The sequence below is a fragment of the Streptosporangium sp. NBC_01469 genome (assembly GCF_036227305.1).
Lineage (GTDB): Bacteria > Actinomycetota > Actinomycetes > Streptosporangiales > Streptosporangiaceae > Streptosporangium.
This window is the reverse complement of sequence record NZ_CP109465.1, coordinates 2,607,235-2,622,572: the sequence shown is the minus strand read 5'-3', so window position 1 is coordinate 2,622,572 and position 15,338 is coordinate 2,607,235. Positions and strand designations below refer to the sequence as shown.

Here is a 15,338-nt window from a genome sequence, read left to right as displayed (position 1 = left end):
CACCGCGAACCGACGCCCCACTCCGACCACCCGTACCGCGAACCGACACCCGCTCCCCTGTCCAGGCGTCCGTTCCTCCCACCGGACGCCTCCTCACCCCGGCCGGGCGCGACGACCCCTCCGCCCGGCCGGGCACCCCCCAACCGAGGTAGGTCATGCGAATCAGACTGGCGCTGCTCGCGGCGCTCCTTCTCCCGTTCCTCGTCTCCATACCGCCCGCCCACGCCGCCGTCGGCCTCCACGTGAGCGGTACGCGGATCGTCGAGGCGAACGGCAACGCGTTCGTCATGCGGGGCACCAGCCACGCGCACACCTGGTACCCGACCCAGACCAGCTCGTTCGCGAACATCAAGTCACTCGGCGCGAACACCGTCCGGGTGGTGCTCAGCGGCGGCCGGTGGACCGCCAACGGCACCTCCGACGTGGCGAACGTCGTCTCGCTCTGCAAGCAGAACAAGCTCATCTGTGTCCTGGAAAATCATGACACCACCGGGTACGGCGAGCAGAGCGGCGCGTACACCCTCGAACAGGCCGTGGACTACTGGATCAGCGTCAAGAGCGCGATCGTCGGCCAGGAGGACCACGTCGTCCTCAACATCGGCAACGAGCCCTTCGGCAACAACGCGACCACCCCGGGCTGGACCCAGGCCACCTCGGCCGCGATCACCCGGCTGCGGAGCAACGGGTTCCAGCACCTGATCATGGTGGACGCGCCCAACTGGGGCCAGGACTGGGGCTTCACCATGCGCGACAACGCCTCCACGGTCTTCGCCGCCGACCCGCAGCGCAACACGGTCTTCTCCGTCCACATGTACGGGGTGTTCGACACGGCCGCCGAGGTCACCTCCTACCTCCAGGCGTTCCAGACCGCGGGACTGCCGCTGGTGGTCGGCGAGTTCGGTTTCGACCACTCCGACGGCAACCCCGACGAGGACACGATCATGGCCCAGGCGCAGGCCAGGGGCGTCGGCTACCTCGGCTGGTCGTGGAGCGGCAACGGCGGCGGCGTCGAGTATCTCGACCAGGTGACCAACTTCAACGTCGCCGCCCTCACCACCTGGGGACAGCGCCTGTTCAACGGGGCGAACGGCATCGCGCAGACCTCCGTCGAGGCCACGATCTACGGCGGCACCGGCACCCCCGACACCCAGGCGCCGACCAGGCCCGGCACCCCCGCCGCCTCCGACGTCACCGCCACCGGCGCCCGGCTGTCCTGGACCGCCTCCACCGACGACCGCGCGGTCACCGGCTACGACGTCCTCCGCGGAACCACCAGGCTCGGCTCCTCGACGACCAACTCGATCACCCTGACCGGGCTCACCCCGCAGACCGCATACAGCGTCACCGTCGTCGCCCGCGACGCCGCGGGAAACACCTCCACCGCCTCGGCGGCGACGACCTTCACCACCCTCGCCGGACAACCCGGCGGCACCTGCACATCCACATACCGTACGAGCAACTCCTGGCAGGGCGGCTTCCAGGGCGAGGTCACCGTCCGCTGCACCTCCGCCGTCACCACCTGGCGGACCGTCCTCACCTACCCCTCCGGTGTGAACGTCAGCCAGTCGTGGAGCTCCACCCTCTCCGCGGCTCCCCCGGTCTTCACCTTCACCAACGCCGCCTGGAACGGAGCCGTCCCGGCGGGAGGATCCACCACCTTCGGCTTCATCGGCACCTGGTCCGGCACGGGCACCCCGCCCACCCCCACCATCTCCTAGCCGTACCCCGGTGGCCTCCCCGCCCCGCGCCGGCTGCCTCCCGTCGTACGCCGGGCGGTGAGGCCGCCGTCACCGGCGGCCTCACCGCGGCCCCGTGGCCGGTTCACACCGGCCACGGGGCTCCCCCGCAGCGCGCCCGGATCGGGACGCGGATGTGGTCCGGCGATCGGGAGACCCGGTCAGTCGTCGAACCCGAAGCCTCCGAAGCCGCCGCTGCTGTTCCTGTTCTCCAGGCGGTTGTTGTTGTTGTTGTGGTTGTTGATACGGATCCTGAAGTTCTCGCGGTGGTGGTGCCGGTGCCGGTTCCAGCCACCGCCGCCGCCACCGCAGCAGCCGCGACCGCAGCCGCGACCACAGCCACCGCCGCCCCAGGTCGGGAAGGCCACGGCGGTGACCGTGGCGGTCGTGGCACCGGCGCTCGCGACTGTAGTCGCCGCACCCATACCGACAGCCCCGCCGGTCAGCGCCACGGTGAAGGCGAGCCCTGCAATAACACTCTTGAACTTGGGCATTGCTTTTCCCCTCGAAAGGTTCAATTACCCCGATTCCCGGCATTTCTGGATCGGCCGGAAATCACTAGAGGTGGCCAGGTATGAGCCATCCCTGCCTGTCATACTTTCCTGCTATCTCTGCCCATAAACGATAATTCAATCCTTTTACACTGCGATTGTCCGCTTATTGTGGTTATTAAACTCTTCCAGATTGATTTGCGGTGAAATGTCCTCTATGTTCCACGAGGAATCCCGGCCCGTGGAGATCGCGACGGCGCCCCGGACGCTCTCGGATCCTTCGGTGGCGAGAGTGACGCCCACCGGCTGACCGTTCCGTCCCGCTCAGGAAGAACGCGCGTCGATGCCGTACCTGTGCAGCGTGGAGACCATCCAGCGCGAGAGGCGTAGATGGCCGACGAGGGTGGGGTGGACGCCGTCGGGCAGGACCGCTCCGCGACCCCAGCCCCGGCCGTGCGGGCCGAGGGGCTCGAACGGGTCGAGGAACGGCACCTCCTGCCGGTCGGCGGCCAGCGAGACGGCCTCCCGCACGCCGTAGGCCCACCGAGGTGCCCTGGTCATCCAGATCGGGCCGACCAGCACGATCCTGGTGTGCGGCCATCGCCGCCTGACCAGCGCCAGCAGGTGGACGGCCGCGTTCTCGATCCTGACGGCCTCGATCCCGCGGTCGTTGCGCCCGCCGGAGATGATGAGCATGTCGGGCTCGGGGCGCCAGGAGAGCTCCTTGACGAAGGAGTCCCGGAAGGTCCGGCCCACCCTGCCGGGGTTGACGAAGCCCGTTCCGGCGGCGCCCGCGGTGATCAGCTGCCAGCCCAGTTCCCGCGCGACCCGGGCCGCGTAGCCGTCCCACCCCCGTACGGGACCCGACCCGACCGTGAAGCTGTCGCCGACGATCATGACGAGCGGGGCCTGGGGCGGCCAGGTGGCTGGGGATTCCGTGCCGGCGGCCATCGGCGTGGTCGCGCCGTCTCCGGGGCTACATCCCGAAATAAGGCAGGAAATCGCTACAAGAAATGCGACCGTGAACGCCCACGGTCGTCTACGTACGGGCGTGCGCATGCCACCTCGGGAAACGTCGGACTCCCGACATGATTGCAGATGTCCGCCGACGACCGCGGCGACTCCGCCCCACGAACACGACCGGACCCGCGGATCCGGCTCGGCCCCATCGGATCAGAGCGGCACCATCGACGTAAAACAGCTTGGAACAGCACCGTTCACACCGCGACCGCCCGGGTCACCACCGGACCGAGGTGACGCCGTGGGGCGGGGACGGGTCAGCTGACCTCGGAGGGGCTGACGGACCAGGTGTTGCAGTAGGCGATCCTGGCGTACTTCCAGCCCTGGTGGAGCCAGGCGGCGTAGTGCTCGCCGCTGCCGTGGTCGCGCCGGGTGTTGCCGTTCTGGTCGTCGCCGCGCCCGAACTCCGTCCGCAGTACCTCCTGCCAGCGCGCGTTGGTGACCCCGAGCGGGACCCGTACGGTGCGGACGAAGGCCCCGGAGAGGCACTGCGCCTGGAGCTCGTGGCGGCGGGAGTGGGCGTCCTGGGCACTACGGGACTTGTTGGAGACCTCCCACCACCAGGCCCCGCCGATACCCGCCATGCTCTGCACGTGGTGCGCGTACTCGTGGGCGAGCACGGCCAGGTAGGGCACGTGGTTCCCGGCGGGGTCGACGTCGCCGCTCTGCTCGATCACGTGGCTCAGGCCGATGTACATGCCCCGGTTGGACGGGCAGTAGTAGGCGGAGGCGTTGGCGTCGGGGTAGGTGCCGCAGGGCCCGCGTCCGGGACGGGACCAGTAGACCTTGCGTGCCGGGAGGAAGACCGCGCCGGCCTGGGAGAACTTCGCCGACCACGCCCGCTCCAGGCAGTCGGTGACGGCGTTGAGATAGGACAGCATGTCGCGGGGCTGGGTCGAGGGCCTCGGGGCGCGGCACGAGGTGGGGCGCATCAGGCCCGTGCCGTACAGCGGGTTGCGCTTGAGCCTGGCCGTGGTGTCAGAGCGCCGCATGTAGCGGAGGTCGACGGCCAGGTTCCGCTTCGCGGCGACCGGCGTGATCTCGACGTCGCCCAGCGAGCCGAGGTTCAGCTTCTCCGGCGGGGTGAAGTCCGGCGTGGTGATCTCGGTGTCGCCCGTCTGCTGGGGGACCGCGCTCCTCGTCGCCACCGGGGCGGTCCCGGGACCGGCGGGAACCTCGGCCTCCTTCTCGCCTGCCAGGCCCGCGATCACCACGACCGCGGCGAACGCCGTGGCGAGAACGCCGAGCACGCCGAAGGCCAGCGGGTTCGACCCCCGTGGGCGCATGCGACCGCCTCTCCAAAGAGTTGATCTCCGGGCGGCAATCTAGCGGATGCAACCACATATGGGTTTATGAGTGGGAAAAAATGGATACTGGGTCGGCCATCACGGGCCGGTGGATCTCGCTAAGCTCCCGACACATGGCGGCATCTTTCTCGCACCGAGCGGCTTTCTCGCACCGAGCGGCTTTCTCGCGCCGAGTGGCCTTCTCGCGCCGAGTGGCCTTCTCGCGCCGAGCAGCCGGGAGTCTGGCCGCGACGGCCATCCTCGCGCTGGCACTCAGCGCGTCCCCCGCCCTCGCGTCCCCCGCACTGGCGAGTGGCCCGACCGGCACCGAGTTCCCCCAGGCCGGGCGGGCCGGGGCGGGATCCTCCCAGGCCGGGCAGAGCACCCGGGCCGCACAGGTTGCGCAGGCCGCGCAGGTTGCGCGGGCCGCGCGGACCACGCAGGCCGGCAAGGTGACGAGCACGACGGTCCAGCTGGAGCTCCGGCAGGACGGCGTGCTCCACGTCAAGGAGGAGGTCGTCTTCGAGGGTGACGCGCCGTCGCGCGGCATCGTCGACCGGACCCGCTACGACGACAGCAGCGACCGGCTCTACCGGGTCACCGGCCTCAAGGGCGACGCCACGCTGACCGGCGAGACCATCACCCTGAAGGGCGCGGGAAGCGCCACCCTGGAGTACGACGTCCAGGGCGCCGTCACACCGCTGGCCGACGCCCAGGAGCTGCGCTGGTACGCGGTGGGCGCCTGGTCCGTCCCCGTCGAGCAGGCCAGGGTCAGCGTGAGCGGACCGGCCACGATGCAGAGCCTGTCGTGCTTCGCCGGCCCCCTGACCTCGGCGATCGCCTGCACCGAGGCCTCCATGGACCACACGGGCGTCACCGCCGAGTTCGGGCAGCAGGACCTCGGCGCCGGTGAGGTGCTCACCGTGGTCGTCGGCTACCCCACCGGTGCCACCCAGGGTGCGCCGGTCCTGGAGCGCCGCTTCGAGCTGTCCAACGCCTTCACCCTGAACGCCGTCACCGGCGGCGCGCTGGCCGGCCTGCTGCTCCTGATGCTCGGCGGCCTCGCCCTCCTCTACTGGACCCGGGGTCGCGACGCCCGCGTGGTCGGCCACGAGTCGGGCTCGCTCAGCGGCGTCGAGAACGGCCACTTCACCCCGCCGGACGGCGTCCGCCCCGGCCAGATCGGCACCCTCATGGACGAGCAGGCCGACGTGATCGACGTGACCGCCACGATCGTCGACCTGGCCGTCCGGGGCTATCTCAGGATCGACGAGCAGTCCCGGCAGACGTACGAGACCCCCGACTGGAGCCTCGTGCGGATGCCCGCCGCCCAGGTCGCCTCGCTGATGCCCTATGAGCGTGAGCTCTACAACGCCATCTTCGACGGCCGGGACGCGGTGCTGCTCTCGGAGCTCCAGGGATCGTTCGGGGCCAAGCTGGGCAAGGTTCGCGAGGCGCTCTACCGCGACGTGGTCACGCAGGGCTGGTTCGCCCGCCGCCCCGACACCGTCCGCACTCGCTGGACGACCATCGGCGTGGTCCTCACCGGGCTCGGCGTCCTCGCCACCGTCGGGCTGGCCTGGTTCACCACGTACGGGGTGCTCGGCCTGGCCCTGATCATCGCCGGGGCCGCCCTCGCCGTGGGCGGCCAGTACATGCCCGCCAAGACCGCCAAGGGCGCGGGCGCCCTCGCCCACACCCTTGGTTTCAGGGAGTACCTCTCCGGCGCCGACATCGGCGGGGACGTCCCGGTGGCTCAGCGGGTGGAGCTGTTCTCCCGTTACCTGCCCTACGCCGTGATCTTCGACAGCGTCGACCGCTGGGCCCGCGTGGTCTCATCGGTCACCGGCAACGGCCAGCAGGCCGACCACCTGTACTGGTACCACGGCCCTGCCGAGTGGGACCTGTCCAGGTTCGCCGACTCGATGCGGACCTTCACCATGACCACCTCGGGGGCGATCTCCACCACCCGCCAGTTCCGCTCGCTGTAGCGACCGCCGTACGCGGATCCACGGCGGCTACCGCACGCGGATCTCGCCCACGGGACGCCCCCCGCCGAGCAGGACCCCGGCGGCGAGCTCGTCGAGCCCGGGGGCCTCGAAGCCGAGAGCGGTCAGGGCCGCGACGGTGACCGGGACCCGGGCGCGCTGGCCGCCGTCCTCGACCTTGACGGTTCCCGAGCGCCCGTCGGTGAAGACGAAGGCGTCGAAGGCCTCGGCCCCGGCCTTGACCAGCAGTCCGGGGACCGCCCGCATCAGCCGGGCCTCGGGGCGGGTGGTCCCCGACGTCCACTCGGGGTGGGCGCGGAAGGCGTCGGCGACGCGGCGCTCCGGGGTGTCCCGGTCGGCCCGGACAAGGGCGCGGAACGCCCGCGTCACGCCCAGCATCGAGACGAAGAACAGCGGGGCGCCGCAACCGTCCACCCCGCTGGCGGCGACGCGCTCGCCGGTCAGCTCCTCGATCGTGGCGCGTACGGCCCGCTGCAGCGGATGCGCCGGGTCGAGGTAGGTCTCCGGCGGCCAGCCGTTGGCCACGCAGGTGGCGAGCATCGCCGCGTGCTTGCCCGAGCAGTTCATGTAGACCCTGGCCCGGCCCCCTCCTGAGCGCAGCACCTCGTCGCGGGAGGCGACGTCCTCCGGCAGGTCCTCCGGGCAGCCGAGCGCGCTCTCGTCCAGACCGGCCCCGGCCAGGATCCTGCGTACCCCGTCCACGTGGAACGGCTCCCCCGCGTGACTCGCGCACGCCAGCGCGAGCAGTTCCCCCTCCAGCGGGAGCCCGGCGCGGACCATGGCGAGCGCCTGCAGGGGCTTCATGGACGAGCGCGGCGACACCAGGGCGTCCACCTCCCCGTGAACCCTCACCAGCGACCCGTCGGCCGCCACCGCGAGCATCCGCGCCCGATGGGTGGACTCCACGAACCCCGAACGGACAACCTCGACGAACAATGACTCAGCAGACACCTTTGTCTCCTTTCGTCCGAAGTCTAGGGATGCCCGGGAGCACGGGATGATGGGGGCATGCGTGCGGTCGTACAGCGGGTGAGTTCCGCGTCGGTGGTGGTGGACGGCGTGACGGTCGGGGCGATCGACGAGCCGGGGCTGCTGGTCCTGGTCGGCGTGACCCACACCGACACGCGCGCCGAGGCGGCCAGGCTCGCCGCCAAGCTCTGGGGCCTGCGGATCCTCTCCGGCGAGAAATCCTGCTCCGACATCGGCGCGCCACTGCTGGTGGTCAGCCAGTTCACCCTGTACGGCGACGCCCGCAAGGGCCGCCGTCCCACCTGGCAGGCAGCCGCCCCCGGGCCGGTCGCCGAGCCGCTGGTGGAGGCGGTCTGCGCCGAACTGCGCGGGCTGGGCGCCCGGGTGGAGACCGGGGTGTTCGGTGCCGACATGAAGGTCGGGCTGACCAACGACGGCCCGATCACCCTGGTCCTGGACATCTGAGCCGCCCGAGGCCGTACGCGCCCCGCAAAGCCGGTGCGGCCCGCCCCGGACGCGACACCGTCGGATGTCAGCGTCGGATGTCAGCGGAGGCGGCGGCGCAGGCTCGGGTCGATCTGGACGTTGCGCCCGGCGTCCGGCGGCACGATGACCTCCTGGGACGCGGCCACCCCTCCGGCCTCCAGCGTGGCGTCCACCGGCACGGTCCGCTTCACCACGGCCAGCGCGACCGGGCCCAGCTCGTGATGGCGCGCCGAGCTTCCCACGAAACCGATCTCCGCGCCGTCGAGGGTCACCGGGGTGCCGTGCTTGGGCAGGGTGTCGACGCTGCCGTCCAGGTGCAGGAAGACCAGGCGGCGGGGCGGATGGCCCAGGTTGTGAACGCGGGCCACGGTCTCCTGGCCCTTGTAGCAGCCCTTGTTGAGATGGAGGGCCGAGCCGATCCAGCCCACCTCGTGCGGGATCGTCTTGTGGTCGGTCTCGAAGCCCAGGCGGGGACGGTGCCCCTCGATCCGCAGCGCCTCGTACGCCCAGAGCCCGGCGAGCCTCAGCCCGAGCCGCCCGGCCAGCAGGTCGCGTGGAAGCAGGATGTCCCTGCCGACGGCGACGGCCCCCTCGGGCAGGTCGGGGTGCGCCTCCCCCGCCACGGAGACCACGGCGTAGCGGTCCGTCACGTCGGCGACCTCGACCCTCAGCATGAACCGCATCTTGTCGAGGAACGCGGCCACCTCCGCGCCGGTGCCCGGCTCGACGTGGGCCCACACCGCCTCGCCGTCGTCGACGAGGACGAGGTGGTGCTCCACCCTGCCCTGGGCGTCCAGCAGCAGCGTCTCGGTGGGCCGACCGGGTTTCAGGTCGTCGAGTTTCTGCGAGCTGAGGCTGTTGAGCCAGCTCAGGCGGTCGGGCCCGGAGATCCGGACGACCTCGCGGTTGCTCCGGTCGACCATCGCCTCTCCGGCGAGCAACGCGCGCTGCTCGGCGAACGGGTCGCCATAGTGTCCGGCGACGTCGGCGTCGGGGGTCTCAGCCGCGACCGCGCCGGGAGTGTCCAGCAGAGGGCTTCGCATACACACAGCCTACGAGGCCCCACCGGTGCGAACGGCAGCGGCTCTTCCCCAGGCGGGTCCCGGGCCGTACGGCACACTCCGCGACTCGGCGGAACAGCCGCCGAAGCACGGCGTACCCGGGTGACCCGGTAGGCGGCGGTCAGATGCAGCAGCACGGGGACGGCCCGGTGGTAGATGGCCAGCAGGCGCGCGGCTCTGCCCCACCAGCTTAAGTGCTCGGCCGGATATCAGACGTCGGGCAGTGGCGCCAGGTGGATGGCGAAGACGCCGAGGGCTTCCTTCTCAGGCGGGTAAATGTCACGGCACGCGGCCAGTAGCTGGTCGCGGGTCATGCCCTGGCCGCCGATCGTGGTGTTGTCCTCGGCGTTCAGCATCGCCTCGAACGACGGGTACTCCTTCACCACGGTGACGCGGACGCGTAAGGAGTCCTCACCGGAGACAAAACACAGCGTGTCTCCGGCGGCGATTTTACGGATCTTGGGGTAGCCGACGCGCACCTCGATGGTCTTGATCTCCTTGGCGATCAGCTCGAAGTACGGCCGGCGGATGGTGATCGAGTACTCGTCGGGCGGCGGCTGCTGGGAAGCCATTGGTCTCCTTCACGCTCAGGGGCGGGCTACGGGAAGGGCGGGAGGACGGCCGCACCGGTTGCTGCCAGGCGTTCACGCAGTTCTTCCACGGCCGCCTGGCGGGGGTATCGGCGGGCGAGAAAGAACGTGAGGTCGCCGGCCCGCCCCAAGACGGAGCCAACGATTCGGGTGGAGTCAAGAGCTTGGTGGCCAAGGGCAACGGCGTCGTCGGGGTCGCCGAGTTGGGCGTGGGCGAGGGCGAGATCGATACGGGCGATGGCTTCCCGGCTGGGCGATCGGGACGTCTCGGGAGCCGATTCGTATACCGACAGAGCGTGTTCGGCATGTCGGCGGGCCTGTTCGGCCTGGCCGAGCCAGATGAAGGAGGTCGCGGGGTAGGAGGTGAGTGCGTAGTCGGCCAGCGGCAGCACATCCATGCCGAACCGGCGGGGTGGACGGGACGGCAGGAGCCGATAGGCGTCCTCGGCTGCTTGGAAGTCAGCGGTGAAGCCTGCGGTGTCTCCGGCGGCGGCGGCCGCGCGGGCGGCTTGGGCGTATAGCCGCACGGTCAGCGGATGGTCGGCGGGGACTTCGGTCAGGCCCTTACGTGCGGCGGCCAGGGCTTTTCCTGGCTGTTGTTCGTACAGGTTGATGGAGGCGGCCGCGTCCATTGCCCACGCGCACAGCTGGCCATGTCCGGCCTGCTGGGCATGGATGAACGCGTCGGTCGCGAAAGCGAGGCCCGTGCGGGCGTCGCCCAGGTCGTGGGCGAGCCAGGCCAGGAGTTCCGACAGCCACCCGGCGAAGGCGAGCAGTTCCTGGCCTTGCCGGTGGGTGTGTTTGCCTTTGAGCAGGCCGTCGACCTTGCGCCGGTAGTCCAGTACGGCGCCGAAGACCTGCTGGGGAGGTTGGAGTGAGTAGACGCGGTTGAACTCGGTGACCGCGAGGTCGAGGTGGTCGAGGGTGCCGGAGCCCAACGCGCTTGCCTCGGTCTGCCGGGTGAACTCCATCGCTTCGGTGGCGGCCTGCTGCAGGATCTGCGCTGCGGCGGACGGGGCGGTCAGGGCCAGCCCGGCGAACTTCAGCGCGTCGCGACGCTTCGTCTCTTCCACCTCCTTGGTCCGCGATCCCGTGCCAGCGTGGTCGGCCTCTCCTTCTGGGAGTGTTACATCCCCTCGCACCGCGTTCCAATGCGGGCTGTCGTGCTGCGGCGGGGCGGGAGAGTAGTCGCGGGCGAAGCCCAACTCGACCGGGTTGGTGGTGAACAGGCGGCACAGCAGGTCCTGATAGTCAGGGTTGGGCAGCTGGCCTGCCTCCCAGTCTTTCCATGAGCGCACGGTCAACCCGACCTTGGTCAGCCCCTCCTGTTCGACGAGGTCATGGGTGGCCTTGACGGCTTGAGCGACTGTCCAGCCCGCCGCCAGGCGGCGGCATTTAAAAAGCCGGTGCCCGCAGTGCTCGGCGATCTGAGCGGCGATCACCGCGACCAGTGCTGAGGGCACAGGGTCGGGGGATCCTGCCTGGCCGAGTACGCGTTCGCGCTGGGCTCGGCCGCAAGAAATGCCGTGCACCGGGTTTGATCGCCTCGCCGACTGGACGCTCACGTCTACCTCCGCCGGAGTGCCACGGGCCTGGACACTGGATGCGTCGCGCGCTGTCGAAAAATGCTTACCTGCCGCGTGATGCTGTCAAACCCCCGTCTGAAGGCGGCTTGGGCGCCCGCTGCGGGCGACCATGTCACCCATCCGGGGCGGGAACCTCTCACTACCTTCGCAGATGTCGGCGGATCAGTCTGGTGGCAGGCGCCGCGTCCGGCCGACGGACTCTCCACGGGCATCCGGCCGGACGGGGCGCGCCCCCTGTCCACGTGACTCCTGGCTTGACCGGGTGAGAGATCGAGAGGAACGCCGTGGAAGATGTCCAGCCGCTTCACGCTCTGTCTGGGCAGATCGCCCAGTTGGACCGCCTCAATCCGCAGCTGATCGAACGGCTACGGCATGAGGCCCTGACCGCGCCGGCCCCTTGGAAAGCCGAGTACGGCGAATACCAGTCGGGCGGCTGGTGGACCACGTCACTGATGAACGCCTCCGGCGAGGCGGACGATGTGAAGATCGGCGACTGCGTCGCCCGCCCCACCGCCCTGCTGGAGTCCATGCCCGCCACCGCCGCTCTGCTGGCCGAGCTAGGCCTGTCGTACATGTGGGTACGGCTGGCGAGGCTGGAGGCAAACGCGTTCTTGTGGGAGCACCGCGACTACGACGAGCTCGACCACGTCGAGCGGCACCGCCTCCACATCCCGCTGCACACCAACTCCTCCGCGTTCCTGGTCACCGGAGGCGCCAAAGTCCACATGGGCGGCGGGCGGATCTGGCGGCTGACGCCGACCTACGCGCACGGGGTGTGCAACCTCCTCGGCCCGGACCGAATCCACCTGATCGCGGACGTCTACGCCAACGACGCCTACCAGCGTCTGGCCCGACAGGGGCAGCTGCCCCCCTCGGCCGCTGAATCGCTGCCGGACGCCTCCCCGGCGGTACTGGCGGACAAGGTCGCCGCCGCCCGGCGCCTGGCTAACCTCGGCTACGTCGACGCGGCCGAGCAGTTGCTACTGCGGCTGTTCTACTCCTTCGCCCTGCCCGAGGGCACCACCTACGACTTGATCGCCCAACTGCACACCGCGCTCGGCGACGCCGAGGCGAGCACCCGCTGGGTGGAGGCGAAAAGCAAGCTCCTGGCCCTCACCTCCTGATGCCGTCTTTGCCTTCCCCATCCGACGCCACCTTCAGCTCGAAAGGACTGCACATGCCCACCGTCTTGGCTCCGGCTTCGGTTTCGGCCGAACTGCGCCTAGCCCAGCTCACCGAGGCTAACCTGCCAGCCCAGTTGCCGCTGCTCACCCGCATCGCGAAGATCTTGTCCGCGTCCACGGCGGTCACGCATCTGCTGGTTCGCGGTTCTCTCGCCTCCGGCACCGCCGACCGCCTTTCGGATGTGGACTTCGTTCTTGGTGTCCACGACGGCGCCCTGACCGCCTTCGCCACAGCCCTGGACGATCTGATGACCATCGAGGGTGGAGCTTTGCTGCCCGGCTGGCGCGACAGCATCGTCATGGACCTAGGCGGAGTAGGGTTCGTCTTCCTCGTCCAGCACGAGGGAAAACTCCAGCAGGTCGATCTCTACCTCGCGCCGACTTCGCAGGTTCCCGCGATCCGCCGCCGCATCCCCAGCGCGGTCCTGCTGGAACGTGAGCCGTCGGAGATCACCACGTCGCAGATCGAGCAGGCCAAGACGTACGTCACCGAGCAGATGAACCAGCCGAGGTCGTGCACCGACATACTGATCGAGCACCTGGTGCTGGTGGTGCTATTGCACAAGCGCATCCAGCGTGGCCAGCGGTTCGTCGCCTACGCCGAATGGCACCTGCTGCACACCGCGACCAAGGACCTCATCAAGACTGCTCTCGCCCCAACCTCCCGCTTTTGGGGCTGGTACCAGCTGCGGGAGGAGATCGCGCTCACCCCGATCGGCCGGACCTGCCTGACGGACCTGGACGCTGCGATCACCTCCCCGGCCGTCCCTGACGCCGCCGACGTCGAGGCCGCGCTGGACCGGGTGCTCGCGCTGACCGAGCGGGCCTGCCCGAACGTGCTGGACGGCCTGGGCGCCGCGCTGACCGCCTACCGCACCTACCTGGAGTGGGCGTGAGACCCAAGGGTCGCCTTCCTGCCTCGACCGTGGACCGAGGCAGGGGCGAGGGGGAAGAGCAGGAGAAGACTGCGGTGTTCTTCGGCGGGGTCGTCCCCGCCTCGGCGGAGGAGGAACACCTGGCCGAGGAGATCGGCACCGCACTGGCGGGCGCCGGGTTCACGCTCCTGCACGGCGGCTACAACGGGCTGATGGAGGCCGCCGCCTGCGGAGCCGCCGCCGCAGGTGGGAAGGTCGTCGCGGTCACTCTGGAGGGCAAGCATGCCGAGTGGGGTGACTTCAATCCGCACGTCACCGCCGCAGTTCACCTGCCCGACCTCGGCGCCCGCCTCAACCACTACCTTCACCACGCCGATCTGGTGGTCGCGATGGGCGGTGGGATCGGCACCCTGCACGAGCTGACCGCCGCCCTCTACTACGCGGGCACCATCCGTTCCGTGCCCGTCTGGGCCGTCGGGCGCACCGCGACGACGCTGCTGGGGTTCCTTCGACGGGAGATGTGGCTGTTTGAGACCCCCACCCGGCCGCTGGGATTCCTCACACCGATCGCCTCAGCCTCGGTGTTCGCCATTGAACTCGCCCACCTGTCGGAATCCCTGGCCTTGAGGGGAAAGCTATGACCGTCGCTGCTCTGTCCGCCGGTGTGAGTCGGGACGCTTTGGTCGCTCGACTCGCCCAGGTCGCCTGCGTCAGCGGCCCGTTCGCACTCACCGACGGGCAGATGCTGGACTCCTACTTCGACGAGTACCGGCTGGCCGCCGACCCGGTCCTGCTGGGCGACGTCGTCGACGCCATGACCGCCCTGGTCCCCGAAGACGCCGAAGTGCTGGCCGGCATCGAACTCGGCGGCGTCCCTCTGGTCGTCGCCCTGTCTGCGGCCACCGGCCTGCCGGCTGCGTTCCTGCGGCGCGAGCCCAAAACATACGGCTCAAAGCGGCAGGTCGAGGGCGCCGCCGTCGAAGGGCGGCGGATGGTCCTGGTCGACGACGTGGTCCGCTCCGGCGTTCAGCTGCTGAACGTGGCCCGCATGCTGCGAATCACCGGAGCTGCGGTCGTCGGCGCGTTGTGCGTGCTGGAGCGGCCACTGGGCGGCAGGCTGCTGCTGGACGAGCACGGCATCTCCCTCGGTTCACTGCTGACCGAGGCTGACCTGCCCGCTTCAAGGACGACGCCGTGACCGCGGCCGTGCTGTTCGATCTGGATGGTGTGCTACTGGACAGCAAGTCGGCGATGCTGGCCGCTCTCGCTGGGGTCGCCACCGCCTGTCTGGGGCGGCGCGTCACCATCGCTGATCTACCGGTGGCCGCCGCGACGCGATCCAGGCGGGAGGTGCTGGCCTCTCTCGGTGTTCCGGATCCGGACGTGATCTGCGGGGCGTGGTGGGATCCGGCGCTGGCCACCGCCGCCGGCGCCTTGTTTCCTGGTGTGCTGGATGGGCTGAGGGCCATCAAAGGCAGTGGGGCGGCGACGGGCCTGGTGACGTTGCAGGCCCGCTATCGGCTGCCCTGGCTGCTGCCGCCCGCCGCTCTGGCGCTGCTGGACGTCACCGTCTGCTGGGAAGACGCGCGGCCTAAACCCGCCCCGGACGGCGTCCTGCTCGCCTTGACCCGGCTCGGCGTAGCACCGACCGAGGCGGTCTTCATCGGCGACACCGAAGGCGACATCGCCGCAGCACTCGCCGCAGGGGTCACGCCCATCGGGGCGAGCTGGGGGTATACCGGGCCTGCCGCTTTGACCGACGCGGGCGCCGTGGTCGTCCTGGACGACCCGACGCAGCTCGGCCCCGCTGTGCTGGATCACCTCGCCGGTTCGCTCACCGCGACGCGCACCAAGCGGTCTTGACATCAGACCCGCTACAGTAAGTGGTGCGGCAGACAGCTATGTGAGCTCAACCTGCCGCACCACCTTGTGATCAACGGATCTGGAGTCATGGTCTTCACCGTGGGGGCGCGAGCTATCTGCGTCGAGCTGGAGAACTGAGAACCCTCTCAGTCCCTGTTCTCGGCCCGGCTCGGCGTGTGCTT

The 15,338-nt window shown here is 69.8% G+C and carries 15 protein-coding genes; 8 read left to right on the top strand and 7 right to left on the bottom strand.

Annotation, left to right across the window (positions count from 1 at the left end; genetic code table 11):
• Positions 1–155 precede the first annotated feature (155 nt).
• On the top strand, positions 156–1,718 hold the full coding sequence (locus OG587_RS11990; protein WP_329089705.1) for a cellulase family glycosylhydrolase: 1,563 nt from the start codon (positions 156–158) through the stop codon (positions 1,716–1,718).
• A gap of 179 nt (positions 1,719–1,897) precedes the next feature.
• Here OG587_RS11990 and OG587_RS11985 read toward each other — a convergent pair whose 3' ends face one another.
• The 3 genes from OG587_RS11985 to OG587_RS11975 form a co-directional block, all read right to left on the bottom strand.
• Positions 1,898–2,230: a hypothetical protein gene (locus OG587_RS11985; protein ID WP_329089702.1), complete on the bottom strand. Its 333-nt coding sequence runs from the start codon at positions 2,228–2,230 to the stop codon at positions 1,898–1,900.
• Between the two features lie 321 nt (positions 2,231–2,551).
• Positions 2,552–3,178, bottom strand: a complete 627-nt coding sequence (locus tag OG587_RS11980; RefSeq protein ID WP_329089700.1) for an SGNH/GDSL hydrolase family protein — start codon at positions 3,176–3,178, stop codon at positions 2,552–2,554.
• Between the two features lie 326 nt (positions 3,179–3,504).
• Complete coding sequence (locus OG587_RS11975) at positions 3,505–4,533, bottom strand: neutral zinc metallopeptidase (protein ID WP_329089698.1); 1,029 nt, start codon at positions 4,531–4,533, stop codon at positions 3,505–3,507.
• A gap of 212 nt (positions 4,534–4,745) precedes the next feature.
• Here OG587_RS11975 and OG587_RS11970 point away from each other — a divergent pair, with 212 nt between their 5' ends.
• On the top strand, positions 4,746–6,524 hold the full coding sequence (locus tag OG587_RS11970; RefSeq protein WP_329089696.1) for a DUF2207 domain-containing protein: 1,779 nt from the start codon (positions 4,746–4,748) through the stop codon (positions 6,522–6,524).
• Between the two features lie 27 nt (positions 6,525–6,551).
• Here the strand turns inward: OG587_RS11970 and OG587_RS11965 are convergent, their stop codons facing one another.
• Complete coding sequence (locus tag OG587_RS11965) at positions 6,552–7,493, bottom strand: asparaginase (RefSeq protein ID WP_329089694.1); 942 nt, start codon at positions 7,491–7,493, stop codon at positions 6,552–6,554.
• 57 nt (positions 7,494–7,550) lie between these two features.
• Here OG587_RS11965 and dtd point away from each other — a divergent pair, with 57 nt between their 5' ends.
• On the top strand, positions 7,551–7,976 hold the full coding sequence (gene dtd / locus OG587_RS11960; protein WP_329089692.1) for a D-aminoacyl-tRNA deacylase: 426 nt from the start codon (positions 7,551–7,553) through the stop codon (positions 7,974–7,976).
• Between the two features lie 80 nt (positions 7,977–8,056).
• Here the strand turns inward: dtd and ygfZ are convergent, their stop codons facing one another.
• The 3 genes from ygfZ to OG587_RS11945 all read right to left on the bottom strand — a co-directional run bounded on the left by ygfZ (position 8,057) and on the right by OG587_RS11945 (position 11,111).
• Positions 8,057–9,040: a CAF17-like 4Fe-4S cluster assembly/insertion protein YgfZ gene (gene ygfZ / locus OG587_RS11955; protein ID WP_329089690.1), complete on the bottom strand. Its 984-nt coding sequence runs from the start codon at positions 9,038–9,040 to the stop codon at positions 8,057–8,059.
• A 227-nt stretch (positions 9,041–9,267) separates the two neighbouring features.
• On the bottom strand, positions 9,268–9,630 hold the full coding sequence (locus OG587_RS11950; protein WP_329089687.1) for an ASCH domain-containing protein: 363 nt from the start codon (positions 9,628–9,630) through the stop codon (positions 9,268–9,270).
• Positions 9,631–9,656: 26 nt separating this feature from the next.
• The gene (locus tag OG587_RS11945; protein ID WP_329089685.1) at positions 9,657–11,111 is read right to left on the bottom strand and encodes a tetratricopeptide repeat protein; all 1,455 of its coding nucleotides are present in this window, start codon (positions 11,109–11,111) and stop codon (positions 9,657–9,659) included.
• Positions 11,112–11,518: 407 nt separating this feature from the next.
• On the opposite strand from OG587_RS11945, the gene OG587_RS11940 reads away from it, so the two are divergent.
• The 5 genes from OG587_RS11940 to OG587_RS11920 are packed head-to-tail and all read left to right on the top strand — an operon-like array spanning position 11,519 to position 15,156.
• Positions 11,519–12,358 carry an aspartyl/asparaginyl beta-hydroxylase domain-containing protein gene (locus OG587_RS11940; protein ID WP_329089683.1) on the top strand — a complete coding sequence of 280 codons (840 nt, stop codon included), beginning with the start codon at positions 11,519–11,521 and terminating at the stop codon, positions 12,356–12,358.
• Between the two features lie 53 nt (positions 12,359–12,411).
• The gene (locus tag OG587_RS11935; protein WP_329089681.1) at positions 12,412–13,314 is read left to right on the top strand and encodes a hypothetical protein; all 903 of its coding nucleotides are present in this window, start codon (positions 12,412–12,414) and stop codon (positions 13,312–13,314) included.
• The gene (locus OG587_RS11930) at positions 13,311–13,934 is read left to right on the top strand and encodes an LOG family protein (protein ID WP_329089679.1); all 624 of its coding nucleotides are present in this window, start codon (positions 13,311–13,313) and stop codon (positions 13,932–13,934) included. Before OG587_RS11935 ends, OG587_RS11930 begins: the two co-directional genes overlap by 4 nt.
• Complete coding sequence (locus tag OG587_RS11925) at positions 13,931–14,491, top strand: orotate phosphoribosyltransferase (RefSeq protein WP_329089677.1); 561 nt, start codon at positions 13,931–13,933, stop codon at positions 14,489–14,491. Before OG587_RS11930 ends, OG587_RS11925 begins: the two co-directional genes overlap by 4 nt.
• Entirely contained in the window at positions 14,488–15,156 is a 669-nt protein-coding gene (locus OG587_RS11920) for an HAD family hydrolase (RefSeq protein ID WP_329089675.1), read from the top strand. Before OG587_RS11925 ends, OG587_RS11920 begins: the two co-directional genes overlap by 4 nt.
• Positions 15,157–15,338 lie beyond the last annotated feature (182 nt).

Coding starts and splice junctions, on each gene's coding strand:
- OG587_RS11975 (WP_329089698.1), bottom strand. CDS start 4,533: ATGCGCCCACGGGGGTCGAACCCGCTGGCCTTCGGCGTGCTCGGCGTT.
- OG587_RS11925 (WP_329089677.1), top strand. CDS start 13,931: ATGACCGTCGCTGCTCTGTCCGCCGGTGTGAGTCGGGACGCTTTGGTC.
- OG587_RS11950 (WP_329089687.1), bottom strand. CDS start 9,630: ATGGCTTCCCAGCAGCCGCCGCCCGACGAGTACTCGATCACCATCCGC.
- OG587_RS11980 (WP_329089700.1), bottom strand. CDS start 3,178: ATGGCCGCCGGCACGGAATCCCCAGCCACCTGGCCGCCCCAGGCCCCG.
- dtd (WP_329089692.1), top strand. CDS start 7,551: ATGCGTGCGGTCGTACAGCGGGTGAGTTCCGCGTCGGTGGTGGTGGAC.
- OG587_RS11990 (WP_329089705.1), top strand. CDS start 156: ATGCGAATCAGACTGGCGCTGCTCGCGGCGCTCCTTCTCCCGTTCCTC.
- OG587_RS11985 (WP_329089702.1), bottom strand. CDS start 2,230: ATGCCCAAGTTCAAGAGTGTTATTGCAGGGCTCGCCTTCACCGTGGCG.
- OG587_RS11935 (WP_329089681.1), top strand. CDS start 12,412: ATGCCCACCGTCTTGGCTCCGGCTTCGGTTTCGGCCGAACTGCGCCTA.
- ygfZ (WP_329089690.1), bottom strand. CDS start 9,040: ATGCGAAGCCCTCTGCTGGACACTCCCGGCGCGGTCGCGGCTGAGACC.